The following is a 12,129-nucleotide window of genomic DNA, read 5'->3' on the forward strand; positions in this document are numbered from 1 at the left end:
TAAGGGGCTGGGGGATTAAAATAATGAAATTGCGATTATCGGATTGGCGGACAGGGAACGGGTGGAAACCCTCCAGCCTCAATCACGAAGTCATCGAAATCCTCATCTTTTCCTGGCTGGGGTAGCCCTGCATCATCCCAAGCGATGCGAACGCCAGTAATTTCTTCGTTCGTACCACCATCCAATCTCCCATTAAAGGCAGCTGCTAAGTTGGTGGTGGATCTGACACTGCGGCGAGTTTGACCTGTAGGGCTAACAGATTCCAGGTAGAAAGCATACCGGGTATTCGCCTTGAAAGTATATTCACTGAGTCGATTTTGTACAGCGCCCCCATCAACTGTCCCCAGAAAATCGATTGCCGTGCCAATATTGTTTTGACCGGGCGAAGAAGGCTGAGGCTGTTCGCTTCCGAAGGTGTCATAGGGTTTGACTTCCTGAAACAGCACTGTCTGTTCACCCGTATCTAAATTGACAACGCCAAGCGTTGATAGATAAGCTCCGTGGGACTCTTTGAATTCAAATTCAACCGTCGTATCCACCGGGAACTGGACAGCTTCATTTCCAAACATATCTTCAGCGTGAACGGGCGTTCCCACCCCCACAAACCCAAGCGCGATCGCTCCCAGTAGCCACTTGAACCCGGCGGTTCTACCGTTTTTACGCTTCATCTGCCTCATCGTAATTATTGCTCCTGCTCACACTAGAATGACTGTGCAACTGACAACCAAACCTCTACCAAGTCCGCAAACCGGAACTGGCTCTGGAAATGTCTTTTTGCTGCAAAGTAGTTCTCAAGTTTTCTACTTCTGCCCTTAACTGCTCTAGCCGCTGACACGCCTGGGGAACAGAGGGTGGTGTTTGAGGCTGTCGCGTAAATCGGCGGCTAGTGGGAGTTTGTTGTGTCAGAGCAGCTCCGCAGGCTTGAAAGGCTGCTTGTGACTCCTGGTTAAGCCGGGTAATATTTGCGGTTAGTTCAGGATCTAACTTGTCATCAGTATCAAAAACGGGTGCCGTGTTGTTCCAGATATTAGTTCCCGTGATGTCAGAATAACTACGGTCGGCTCTAGCAGGCGCAGCAATACCCAGCGCCACAATTGATAAACCAACAACCCAACTCAGAGATTTTATGGTGTGCATTTGGCGTACTCCTTAAAACTTCAATGCTGTCCCAACACCTAATACAAACCGAGAGCCATCACCCGCACCTGCAATGTCGCGCAAGGCTGGAGTAATCACAAAAGGAAAGTTTTTGAAGGGAGCGATGGAAAGACCCAATGCTAAGTCCTGTCCTGTCCATTCCGCAATCAAACTAACAGGTCGGACAACTCGAACTGCCAAATTTCCAAACACGTTGATATTGTTTTCACCAGCATCAACCGCACCGTTGGAACGGAACTGTCCATCACCGACACCAACCGTAACAGCAACCCGACTGAAAGCATTATTGAGAGATTCTCGCGTTCGGAATACTTTGGTAACAACTCCATATTTGGATTGTTCAAAGTCGTTGCGACCAATATTTAGAAAGCCATTCCAGCCTAATGCTGCTGAGACATCTCCCCCAAATCGACGATGCAGCTTACCATTAAAACCACCTTCGCCAAAGCTGTCATTTGTAGCTAAAGCGTAAGATAGTTCTACCCCCACGGCTTTATCCGCATTGCCTAAGCCGATGCCTATCCCCGCAGCCCCTACAGAACCGCTATCTTCTCGCACGCTGGGTTGATAGGTGCCACTGATAAAGGCGGTGTTTCTATCTGCACCATAGCCAACTGGGATATAGATACTGAGGGCTGGCGAAGATTCAAATTCCTCGATTGGTGCTGGCAACGCTAGCGGCGCAACAGGTTCCGGACTCGGACAGCGTTCTGTAGCCTGTGTTGTCAATCCTTGAGCGACTTGATAAGTTGCAGATTCATTCCTTTGGGAGGCACAGGTATTCCCGGCTTTCGGTTCCGTTGCGATTAACTGGCTGGTTTGTTCCGTTGAGGAGTTAGCGATCGCCTCATCTGGACGAAGTGCTTCAGCCTTGGATGTAAATACACCTCCATTGGGTATACGTTCATTCACAGCCGCTTCGTTAACGGTTTCCCCCTTTTGGAAGGAAGCTAAGTCAGAAGCTTTCCTCGCGGATTCATCGGATGCAGGTTGGTTAACAGCAGAACCTGTTGATAATGTGACGATGTTATTCGGGGGAAGCGCCGCAGCTTCTGGAATTTCTGCCAAATCGGTTTGGGAGGCGGCTGTCAATGCCGGAAGTTGCCTTACAGCTAATTCTGGGGCATTCTGAGAAGGCAGCGGAAATTCCTGCCTGGATGCCAATTGTGGCTCTTGTTGTACTTCTGGTGCAGCGATCGCTGCCATACTCTTGGGAGTCACCACCGGGGTGACAACACTCCCCTCATCGGTTACGGCTTCCTGGTGAGAACCAGAACCTTCATAACTCGGACTTTCACTTGCTTGGGCTATCGTCGCTCCAGCCACAAGAGCAGCTAAAGTACAAACAGCAACACTAGGAAAACGCATAAATTAAGCCCTACTAAACTCACACCGCTCTGATCGAGAAGTCGGTCTTCCCACATGGTTGAATAGATACTTATACAGAGTTGGGCGCGTTTATCCGCAGCAATAAGGATGCAAATTTTACCTGGATCTGAATAAAAATCTTCGCTTCAAATTCCGACCTTCTATCCACAGCCCGAAGCGTTGCCTCTTTTCAGCGATGCTTCACCGATATAAACTAGCCATGTCGCTATCCGTATTTACGACATGATAGTTTTCCTCGCCTTACTAGCTTTCTACGTCGCCTGGAACTTGGGAGCAAACGACGTTGCTAACTCGATGGGAACGTCGGTAGGGTCAAAAGCTGTCACGCTGCGACAAGCATTGATAATTGCTGGTGTCTTAGAATTCACAGGTGCGGTGTTGTTCGGTCGTGCGGTATCCGAAACACTGGCGACGGGAGTTGTAAAGCCGGAAGTGTTCGCTGATGCACCCCAGATTTTACTAATCGGGATGGTTTCGGTGCTAATAACCTGTGGTTTGTGGCTGCAATTTGCTACAAGTAAAGGCTTGCCAGTAGCCTCATCTCATGCTGTAGTAGGCGCGATCGCAGGCTTTAGTTGGGTAGCGGTTGGTGTTGGTGCTATAGACTGGTCATCAATCGGGTTAATTTCCTTCGCTTGGGTAATAACGCCTGTGGTGAGTGGCGCGGTCGCCGCCTTATTCTACAGCGTGGTAAAACGTTGGATACTCGATCAACCCGATCCGCTGTTCCATCTACGCGAGTGGATTCCCTGGTTGAGTGCGACGCTGTTAGGAATCTTTGGCACAATCGTTCTACCGCCAGTAAGTAAACCTATAGACACTCTACTTACAAACAGATTCGGGATAAATCTTCCCACCCACGATATCCCCCTCTTAATAGGCGCGATCGCTACCTTTTCCCTCACCTGGTACAGTTGGCGACAATTAGATAGTGGCGGCTGGGAAACAGAAGAAAAGTCTAAATTCCCAAATCCTCTGGAACAACAAATGGCGCGGTTTCAGCTACTGAGTGCTTGTTTCGTCGCCTTTGCTCATGGTTCCAATGATGTCGGGAATGCGATCGCTCCCTTAGCTGTGATCGCTTACATCAATCGTACAGGTTCCGTTCCTGTAAATGGCTTCAGCGTTCCCCTATGGATTTTGGTACTCGGCGGCGCTGGTATCGTTGCAGGTCTTGCCGTTTGGGGTAAAAAAGTTATCGCTACCATTGGCGAAGGAATCATTCCCCTACAACCCAGCAGCGGCTTCTGCGCTGAACTCGCCACCGCTACCACCATCTTAGTTGCCTCCCGCTTCGGCTTACCCGTCTCCACCTCCCACGCCCTTGTTGGCGCTGTAGTTGGCATTGGTGCGATTCAAAGCTGGAAGTCTATCCGCTTGCAAACTTTGCAATCTATAGCTCTTGCTTGGCTGATTACCCTTCCCATTAGTGCTGGTCTAGGAGCGATAATCTTTTTGGGGTTGCGTCTGGTAGCGACTTGAGTGTTGCGTCTCTTAAAGCTGAATTTTGAGCTAAACTGCTTGCAACCTATACTAATACCAAACAAACAACACACCCAACCCATAGGCAAAATCCGGCCTTTGAGAGAAATTTACAATACTTTTAAGAGTATTTTGACAAAATAATGGGAATAATAAATAAAACTATAAGCAGACTAAGTTACAGACAAGCTTCCTTATAGCCAACAGCATCGAGGTTATACGCTAATGGTGCAACTGGACAACGATCAACCTGAAAAGTATGGCAAAGGGGATTCCACAGCTGCCGAAAACCTCCTGAGAGCAATGATTCAGGAACTTGAAAATTTACAGCAAAACCTCATCGTCCAGTTGAATCAAGACGTTGAGCGGCTACAGGCTGAAAAATCCCGCTTAATCGCTGAGATTGACAATTTGCAAACTCAGCGTCAGCAATTGCCATCTTCATTACCAGACCCTCCATCCCAAGAACAAGGCGCACAGCAGCAATATTTGGTCAGTCAACTCACCCAAGCCTTGGCAGAGCATCTACAAGATGTATTGATGCAGCGGCTGTCTCAGCAAGGCGGTAACTCCAATCGACCTTTGAGTGGCTCGGCTGGTGCCAATTTGTCCCCTTCGCCGAACGAATACAACGAGAATGCTTATCGCATACTCGCATCCTTGGATACAACGCTGAGGACGACCTTTAAGACGCTGCAACAAGACATCAGCAGCTATCAAAGTTCCTTCTCCCAGCAACTCTCGCGGATGCACAGCTTGGAGCAACAAGGAGAGGCGATTTTAGAGGCTCTTGTCAATCGTCTGAACGACCAACTGAAATTACAAGCGACTGCGCTGCCATTAATTCAGCCATCAGACAGAGAGAATGTAAGCGAACTTGAACGCGATCGCCAACGCTTACCAGAAAGTAATCCTATCGCATTACAGGTTCCGGCTACCCCATTACCACTTTCCCGCCAACCTAAACCAACTTCCCAAAACCAACTCGGTTTACTGCTGGTATTAATTTCTACTGTAGCGTTGTCGATTCATAATGTTGTTGTTCAGGTCGTCGGTAGAGAAAGCAACATCCTTGGCGCGTTCCTCTTTGGAGGATTCATCAAGCTGAATTTGGGGAACTCGCTGTTAATTTTGTGGCTCCGCATGATAGTAGTGTTGCCACTGATGGCAATATTCGCCACAGGACTTTATCCCAACGTTTGGAGGGATATCAGGAAGTTTTTATTCGACCCAAACCGTCGAGGACTGCTGACGGTGGTAGGGAGTGGCTTCTTCCTGTTTTTGTCCCAGGTGCTAATTTATATCGCCATCTCGCAAATTGGGCCTGGGGTTGCGGTGACGATTCTGTTTATGTATCCTCTTGTTACCGTCCCGCTAGCGTGGCTGTTTTTTGGCGATCGCCCGACTCTCCTCCGCGTTGGAGTGATGATTGCGATTTCTGTGGGTGTTATCCTCGCTGCATTTCCTAAAATCTTCCCGGCGGGTGGTTCTGGAGTGCCAGGTATTTCCCCGGTGGGAGTTGGCACAGCCGCAGTTTCAGGTATAGCCTTTGCTTTATACCTGATTTTCATGCAACTCGGCTTTAAAAGGCTTCATCCCGTACCCGTCAGCTTAATTCAGTTCTCAACCATCTTTGTCCTGTCTAGCCTCAGCTTAATGTTGCCGTTACCAGGAAGTTTCGCTGTCCAGCTTATCCCAGATCGGCGATTTGGTTTGATAATCGGCGGCGTGGTATTGGGTATCTTGACTCTCATAGGCTACCTGTTGAACAACTTTGGAGTCCGCTTCTTGGGTGCAGCAAGAGCCTCAATCGTCGCTTCTAGCGGCCCAGTGCTAACGGCTGTTTTGGCATTTGTCATTATTCCCAGCGCTCAGAATGCGTTGCAGCCAATATCAATTACGGGAATATTACTGGTTACATTAGGAGTATTTGCCCTAAGTTTTGAACGGCTACAGGTTCAGAATAAACCGCAGCAACCTGCCAAATAAATACAAAAATTTTAATTAGTAGGGTGGGCAATGCTCACCCTTTTTTATTAGGAGGATAGGCAGCGATCGCATATTATTTCTCTACATAAATTGGCAAGCGATCGCTTATTACGTAGATAGGTTATTAAAAGTACAATCAAATATTCCATACAAAGAGGTGTACAGAAACTGAAAGTTTTTGTACACCTTTTATAGGATAGATTGTAAAACGGAGAGGGTGGGATTCGAACCCACGTTAAGTTGCCCTAAACAGCATTTCCAGTGCTGCGCCTTCAACCACTCGGCCACCTCTCCAGGGGATTCACCTCTCCAGGGGATTTATTATTTTTGAGTTTAGCAGCTTTAAGCTGCGATTTTTAATAATACACTATTTTTATGACAAATTACCATACGATTCGGATACATCATCGCCAGAAGGGTACTTATCACGAGCTGCAAGTGCCGGAAGACCGCTATATTCTCAGCTTCGCGGAGCAGCAGGGCGTGGAGTTGCCTTTTTCTTGTCGCAATGGAGCTTGTACTGCCTGCGCCGTGCGCGTGCTTTCTGGGGAAATCCATCAGCCGGAGGCAATGGGGCTTTCTCCGGAACTGCGCGACAAGGGTTATTCTCTTTTGTGTGTAAGTTATCCTAGATCCGATCTGGAGGTGGAAACGCAGGATGAGGATGAAGTCTACGAACTCCAGTTTGGGCGCTATTTTGGCAAAGGCAAAGTCCGCGTCGGCTTACCTCTGGATGAAGAATAGAATCACGCAAAAGGTAAAAGAAAAAAAACTTTTCTTTTACCTTTTACCTTTGCTTGCTTGCCTTATGTTAGCGGGTTGCCAAGCGAAAGAAATCCCGACAGGAGTAGCAGTTAAGGTGGAGCGGGTCATCAGCGGCCAAACCCTGGAGGTAGTGGACACCAGCAGGCCATCAGCGTTGATTGAGAGGGTGCGGTTGCTGGGAATTGAGGCACCGGATATGAAACAGCAGCCTTGGGGAACGGCGGCGCAAGACAAGCTGAAGCAGCTGATTGGCGGGCAAATCGTTTTGTTAGAGTCGGAGGGGTCAACCAAAGATCAGTTTGAGCGCACCTTGGCTTATGTATGGAAAGATGGGATGTTGGTGAATGAGCAGCTGGTGGTAGAAGGGTATGTGTATGTACCGCGAAGTATTAACAACAAGTACGAGCAAAGGCTAACCAATGCCCAAGAATTCGCCCGACTTATGGGAAAAGGCATTTGGAACCCGGAAAAACCCATGCGCTTGACCCCAACTGAGTTTCGTCGGCAAAATCGGTAATGGCTAATGGCTAGTTCAACAGCCATTGGCCATTAGCTATTACCCACTAGCTATTAGCCAAAAACCCAAACAAATGAGCAACTATACCCCCGACCAATTACAAATTTTCTTAGATATTGCTACTGAGGCGGCGCTAGCTGGCGGTGCCGTATTGCAAGCCTACTGGGGCAATTTAGAAGCAGTTCAAGAAAAAGGACGACCAGGCGACCTGGTGACAGAAGCCGATAAAGCTGCTGAAACGGCAATTTTGGCGGTGATTACTCGCCATTTTCCCCAACATCAAATCTTGGCAGAGGAATCTGGTCAACTGGGAGATACAACCAGTGAATATCTCTGGGCAATTGACCCGCTTGATGGCACAACAAATTATGCTCATCAGTATCCTTTTTTCTCTTCTTCCGTGGGATTACTAATTGACGGAATTCCCCAAGTTGGTGCCATTTACGATCCGTTTCATAATGAGTTGTTTCGCGCTGCTAAAGGGTTAGGATCAACTTGCAATCGTCGGCCTATTCGAGTTTCCAAGACCGACCAGTTAAGCAAGAGTCTGCTTGTCAGTGGCTTTGCCTATGACCGACAGGAGACTATTGATAATAATTACGCTGAGTTTTGTCACTTGACTCATCTTACTCAGGGCGTAAGGCGTAGCGGTTCTGCATCCATCGATCTCGCTCATGTTGCCTGTGGACGGGTGGATGGTTACTGGGAAAGGGGTCTACAACCTTGGGATGTGGCAGCGGGGATAGTAATTGTGGAGGAATCTGGTGGTAAATTGACTGCCTACGATGGTAGCCCGTTAGTTATTAGTTCAGGTCGAATTTTGGCAACAAATAGTTATATTCATTCTTCACTCAGTCAAGAACTTTCGCAAGTTACTCCCTTAAGTGGATGGGAAAGTGCGGGAAATCAGTTAACTCGGTAAGCAAAGTCACACATGGTTTAATGAAGGGAAGTAAACTAGAAGAATTATTTGGCTTTGATGGTGGGATAGCGGGCTATGTCATTTCGCATCGAACGTGGACTTTTTAAGTTAGATTTTATCGACCACCACGCAGTTTTAGGGGTGCCAGTGGATGCGGGGGTCAATGACATCCGCAAACGATATCTCAAAATTGCTCGTAGCTTACATCCAGATAGTTGCAAATCGGAAAACCCAGCCGAAAAACAGTATGCAAGCCAGCTGTTGTCAAAGTTGGTAAATCCTGCCTATGAACAACTTTCTGCTGAGCGCAGTCGGGCAGAATATGTTGTGATGCTGGGGCGTATGGGTAAGCGCTTGGCTGGAGAATCGGCTAATATCCAACCCCAAAGTGAAATTGCCCAGAAATTAGCTGCTGCTGGTGGGGATTTAGACCACAGCTACAAAACTGCACTGCAAAATCTGGCACAAAAGCAGTATGAATCGCTGGGTCAAGTCAAGGAAGCGATCGCGCAAATCAGCGAACTCAATATGGTCTATCTGAGGCGCAAAGAAAGCAAAGGTGAGGGTGTTAAAGCCGGGACGCAGCCAGCTAAAGCAGCAGTAAACCCAACGCCCACGACGAACACAGCAACGGCTTCCACCACTGGAAATGCTGGTGCTGCATCTGGGAAAGCAACCGGGACTGCAACTGGAACTTCATTAGTAGATCCATTTTGCCGTCGCGCTGAAGACTTGATCAGTAAAAACCAGTTTGCTAAGGCAGAGATAGAATTGCGGGAAGCTCTAAAAATGGAGCCAAATAATAGCCGCTGTCACAGCTTATTAGGGATGGTTTATTTAAAGCAAGATCCGCCGAAGGTGACAATGGCTAAAGTGCATATCACCCAAGCTTTGAAATTAAACCCCCAAGACCCGATGGCGCAAGAGGTCAAGCAAACACTAGAGAAGCTGACGCAAAAAACTGCGGGTAGCAAGACAACGACACCACCCAAGCCATCAGGGGGTAAACCAGCTCCAGGCAAGCCAGAGGATAAATCAGGCGGCTTTTTTGGTATGTTTGGTAAGAAAAAGTAAATTAGAGACTGGAAATTGGGAATTGGGGATTAGGGATTAGGGATTGGGAAGCCTTGAATATTCTTCGCCTAGTAAAGAGTCCCCAGTTCCCAGTCCCCAGTCCTCAGTACAACCAGTCCCTATTCCCGAATTTAACAATGGTTTATCAACCCCCATCAGGCGCGAGAGATTTACTGCCCCTCGATGTCGCACAAAAACGCTGGATTGAACATCGCTTGCAGCAGGTGTATCATCGGTGGGGCTATCACCGGATTATCACCTCGACTCTGGAACGGTTGGATACGTTGATGGCAGGTGGAGCTATCCAACGCTCGACGGTAATCCAGATACAGGATGCTGAGGAGGGAACGCTGGGATTGCGCCCAGAGTTGACGGCTTCTATTGCTCGTGCATCTGTGACGCGCATGGCTGGTGTCGCCTATCCGCAACGTCTTTACTACAACGCTAATGTGTTTCGGCGATCGCTTGGAGGAAATTACGGGCGCAGAGAGGAGTTTTACCAGGCGGGAGTAGAACTGTTGGGGTCTGGGGGCGTGTTGGCAGATGCAGAAGTGCTGCTGTTGCTGCGCGACTGCATGAATTGTCTGGGTTTGAGTCAGTGGCGCGTAGTTTTGGGGGAAGCAGGTTTGACGCGATCGCTTCTTTCCCCATTTCCCGCCGAGCTGCAAGATAAAGTAAGACGCGCGATCGCTCATCTCGACCGCATCACCCTAGAAACTCTGCCTCTGTCCCCAGAATTGCGCCAAAGAGCTTTATTTCTCTTTGAACTGCGCGGACACCCAGCTGAAGTGCTACAACGAGTTTCCACCCTTGATTTAGCCCCATCTGAGCGAAATATAGTTAATAATCTCAAATCGCTCGTTGAACTGCTTGCTGACTCAAACTTTCCCCTAACTCTGGATCTCAGCTTGATCCAAACCTTTGATTATTACACGGGCATCGTGTTTGAAATCACCAGCGGCACAGATGGGCCAGCACGAATTTTAGGGCAAGGCGGGCGTTACGACGAATTGCTGGGATTGTATCATCCTCAGGGAAAAACTTTTCCCAGTATTGGGTTTGCGCTCAATATTGAAGATTTATACCAAGTCTTGCTTTCCCTCCCCGGAATGCCCCGCCAAACGCCTGCAAATGATTGGTTGGTCGTCCCTGAGACACCAAAAGCATACATGGCAGCTTTCGCCTATGCCCAAACTCTCAGAGATTCTACTCATATCGTGCGGGTGGAGATGGAATTAGGAGAGCGAAGCAAGGAAGATTTGCGAGAATATGCCCGTAGCCGTCGCATAAGTCATATTGCCTGGATAAAAGCTCAGGGTGCTGCTGAAATTGAGGCGGTAAGGTAGATTTTAAACGCTCTAGTACGCAAAGGTAAGCTCAGAGATTCGTAGAAAGTTTTCTCTTTTGCTAACCTTTGTGTTTAAAAAAGCTGTTTTGATTAAAGGACTTTGGTAGGCTATAGACAGCAGTCTGTCCATCCTAAGAAAGAGAACACCGTGCCGCATACTATTGTTACTAATATCTGTGAAGGCGTTGCTGATTGTGTCGATGCCTGTCCAGTCGCCTGTATTCACGAAGGCCCAAGTAAGAATACTAAGGGTACTGACTGGTATTGGATTGATTTTACCACTTGCATTGACTGCGGTATTTGTCTACAGGTATGCCCAGTAGAAGGAGCAATTGTTCCAGAAGAACGCCCTGATTTGCAAAAAACACCGTAATATTGCTAATGGCTAATTGCTAATTATTCTAAAGCCATTAGCCACTAGCCATCCTGACCTTAGCCAATCTTCCAATGATTAATGAACCTTTATTAGAAGTTGAAAATGTCCACGCTGGATATGTCAAAGATTTAGATATCCTGCAAGGTATAAATTTCAAGATTTATCCCGGTGAATTGGTCGCCGTAATTGGCCCTAATGGTGCTGGAAAATCAACTCTGGCAAAAACTATCTTTGGGCTATTAACTCCCCATAAAGGGAAAATTACTTTTAATCGTGAGAATATTGCTGGCTTAAGGTCGGATCAAATTGTTCAGCGAGGGATGTGCTATGTGCCTCAAATTGCTAATGTTTTCTCCTCGCTGACGGTGGAAGAAAATCTAGAGATGGGCGCGTTTACTCGTAATGTCCCTTTGCCGCCTCTGAAAGATAAAATATTTTCTATGTTTCCCGTACTAGCTAATCGTCGTCGTCAGCGTGCGGGAACTCTCTCTGGAGGAGAAAGGCAGATGTTGGCGATGGGAAAGGCTTTGATGTTAGATCCCAGTCTGTTGCTTTTGGATGAGCCTTCCGCCGCTTTGTCTCCCCTACTCGTAAACAATGTTTTTGAGCAGATTCAACTTATCAATCAAACGGGTAAAGCAATTGTGTTGGTGGAACAGAATGCTCGGAAAGCTCTGGCGATGGCACACCGGGGTTATGTGTTGGATACTGGACGCGATCGCTTCTCAGGCCCCGGTGCAGAATTATTAAATGACCCCAAGGTGGGAGAACTTTATCTGGGTGCGGGTAAAGCTCATTAAATTACGTCTATTCCAGTCTGGGGCTATACAAACGTAGTTCGCTTTGGCTGATTTTTGGGCGATATTTTTTTGTATTAAAGGCTATACAAATTTTGCTTTGCAAGGTATATTTATATAATGGGAATCTGTGCGCTCATATATACCAATTTTTAGATTAGCAAATACACTACTTTGTTATCTAAGTCTAGCCAAATCTATTGCTTGTCACCTTTTTCGCAGGCAAAAGTCCTAAAAATCTTTTTTCCTAGTTACGACCATTTTTGACAGAATATTGACAACCACATTCTGAATAAGTCGGCACAGAATCAA

General features: G+C 47.5%; 12 protein-coding genes and 1 tRNA gene. 9 read left to right on the forward strand and 4 right to left on the reverse strand.

Going from position 1 to position 12,129, the window contains the following annotated elements:
* Positions 1-35: 35 nt before the first annotated feature.
* The 3 genes from H6F74_RS08475 to H6F74_RS08485 form a co-directional block, all read right to left on the reverse strand.
* On the reverse strand, positions 36-668 hold the full coding sequence (locus H6F74_RS08475) for a hypothetical protein (protein ID WP_199301001.1): 633 nt from the start codon (positions 666-668) through the stop codon (positions 36-38).
* A gap of 64 nt (positions 669-732) precedes the next feature.
* The gene (locus H6F74_RS08480; RefSeq protein WP_190439086.1) at positions 733-1,137 is read right to left on the reverse strand and encodes a hypothetical protein; all 405 of its coding nucleotides are present in this window, start codon (positions 1,135-1,137) and stop codon (positions 733-735) included.
* Positions 1,138-1,149: 12 nt separating this feature from the next.
* The gene (locus H6F74_RS08485) at positions 1,150-2,526 is read right to left on the reverse strand and encodes a hypothetical protein (protein WP_190439090.1); all 1,377 of its coding nucleotides are present in this window, start codon (positions 2,524-2,526) and stop codon (positions 1,150-1,152) included.
* A gap of 243 nt (positions 2,527-2,769) precedes the next feature.
* Between H6F74_RS08485 and H6F74_RS08490 the strand changes: the two genes are divergently transcribed.
* Both H6F74_RS08490 and H6F74_RS08495 read left to right on the forward strand, forming a co-directional pair.
* The gene (locus H6F74_RS08490; RefSeq protein ID WP_190439092.1) at positions 2,770-4,029 is read left to right on the forward strand and encodes an inorganic phosphate transporter; all 1,260 of its coding nucleotides are present in this window, start codon (positions 2,770-2,772) and stop codon (positions 4,027-4,029) included.
* A 225-nt stretch (positions 4,030-4,254) separates the two neighbouring features.
* A complete protein-coding gene (locus H6F74_RS08495; RefSeq protein WP_190439095.1) occupies positions 4,255-6,018 on the forward strand; it encodes an EamA family transporter in 1,764 nt (587 codons plus the stop codon).
* Between the two features lie 209 nt (positions 6,019-6,227).
* On the opposite strand, the gene H6F74_RS08500 is transcribed toward H6F74_RS08495, so the two are convergent.
* Positions 6,228-6,312 (reverse strand) — tRNA-Ser (locus H6F74_RS08500).
* Between the two features lie 81 nt (positions 6,313-6,393).
* Between H6F74_RS08500 and H6F74_RS08505 the strand changes: the two genes are divergently transcribed.
* The 7 genes from H6F74_RS08505 (at position 6,394) to H6F74_RS08535 (ending at position 11,820) form a co-directional block, all read left to right on the forward strand.
* Positions 6,394-6,762 (forward strand): 2Fe-2S iron-sulfur cluster-binding protein, encoded by a 369-nt coding sequence (locus H6F74_RS08505; protein ID WP_190439098.1) that lies wholly within the window; start codon positions 6,394-6,396, stop codon positions 6,760-6,762.
* Between the two features lie 64 nt (positions 6,763-6,826).
* Complete coding sequence (locus H6F74_RS08510) at positions 6,827-7,300, forward strand: thermonuclease family protein (protein ID WP_242021933.1); 474 nt, start codon at positions 6,827-6,829, stop codon at positions 7,298-7,300.
* 73 nt (positions 7,301-7,373) lie between these two features.
* Complete coding sequence (locus tag H6F74_RS08515; RefSeq protein WP_190439103.1) at positions 7,374-8,222, forward strand: inositol monophosphatase family protein; 849 nt, start codon at positions 7,374-7,376, stop codon at positions 8,220-8,222.
* A gap of 75 nt (positions 8,223-8,297) precedes the next feature.
* Positions 8,298-9,296, forward strand: a complete 999-nt coding sequence (locus H6F74_RS08520) for a J domain-containing protein (protein WP_190439114.1) — start codon at positions 8,298-8,300, stop codon at positions 9,294-9,296.
* Positions 9,297-9,433: 137 nt separating this feature from the next.
* Positions 9,434-10,642 (forward strand): ATP phosphoribosyltransferase regulatory subunit, encoded by a 1,209-nt coding sequence (locus H6F74_RS08525; RefSeq protein ID WP_190439250.1) that lies wholly within the window; start codon positions 9,434-9,436, stop codon positions 10,640-10,642.
* A gap of 150 nt (positions 10,643-10,792) precedes the next feature.
* Positions 10,793-11,017, forward strand: coding sequence for a 4Fe-4S dicluster domain-containing protein (locus tag H6F74_RS08530; RefSeq protein WP_190439117.1), 225 nt, complete (start codon positions 10,793-10,795; stop codon positions 11,015-11,017).
* A 74-nt stretch (positions 11,018-11,091) separates the two neighbouring features.
* Positions 11,092-11,820, forward strand: coding sequence for an ABC transporter ATP-binding protein (locus H6F74_RS08535; protein WP_190439120.1), 729 nt, complete (start codon positions 11,092-11,094; stop codon positions 11,818-11,820).
* Positions 11,821-12,129: the final 309 nt, after the last annotated feature.

The sequence above is a fragment of the Trichocoleus sp. FACHB-90 genome (assembly GCF_014695505.1).
Lineage (GTDB): Bacteria > Cyanobacteriota > Cyanobacteriia > Cyanobacteriales > FACHB-T130 > Funiculus > Funiculus sociatus.

Excerpts from the sequence above, each read along its gene's own strand:
- H6F74_RS08480 (WP_190439086.1), bottom strand. The coding sequence starts at position 1,137 with ATGCACACCATAAAATCTCTGAGTTGGGTTGTTGGTTTATCAATTGTG.
- H6F74_RS08475 (WP_199301001.1), bottom strand. The coding sequence starts at position 668 with ATGAAGCGTAAAAACGGTAGAACCGCCGGGTTCAAGTGGCTACTGGGA.
- H6F74_RS08495 (WP_190439095.1), top strand. The coding sequence starts at position 4,255 with ATGGTGCAACTGGACAACGATCAACCTGAAAAGTATGGCAAAGGGGAT.
- H6F74_RS08520 (WP_190439114.1), top strand. The coding sequence starts at position 8,298 with ATGTCATTTCGCATCGAACGTGGACTTTTTAAGTTAGATTTTATCGAC.
- H6F74_RS08535 (WP_190439120.1), top strand. The coding sequence starts at position 11,092 with ATGATTAATGAACCTTTATTAGAAGTTGAAAATGTCCACGCTGGATAT.
- H6F74_RS08485 (WP_190439090.1), bottom strand. The coding sequence starts at position 2,526 with ATGCGTTTTCCTAGTGTTGCTGTTTGTACTTTAGCTGCTCTTGTGGCT.
- H6F74_RS08525 (WP_190439250.1), top strand. The coding sequence starts at position 9,434 with ATGGTTTATCAACCCCCATCAGGCGCGAGAGATTTACTGCCCCTCGAT.
- H6F74_RS08515 (WP_190439103.1), top strand. The coding sequence starts at position 7,374 with ATGAGCAACTATACCCCCGACCAATTACAAATTTTCTTAGATATTGCT.
- H6F74_RS08505 (WP_190439098.1), top strand. The coding sequence starts at position 6,394 with ATGACAAATTACCATACGATTCGGATACATCATCGCCAGAAGGGTACT.
- H6F74_RS08490 (WP_190439092.1), top strand. The coding sequence starts at position 2,770 with ATGATAGTTTTCCTCGCCTTACTAGCTTTCTACGTCGCCTGGAACTTG.
- H6F74_RS08510 (WP_242021933.1), top strand. The coding sequence starts at position 6,827 with ATGTTAGCGGGTTGCCAAGCGAAAGAAATCCCGACAGGAGTAGCAGTT.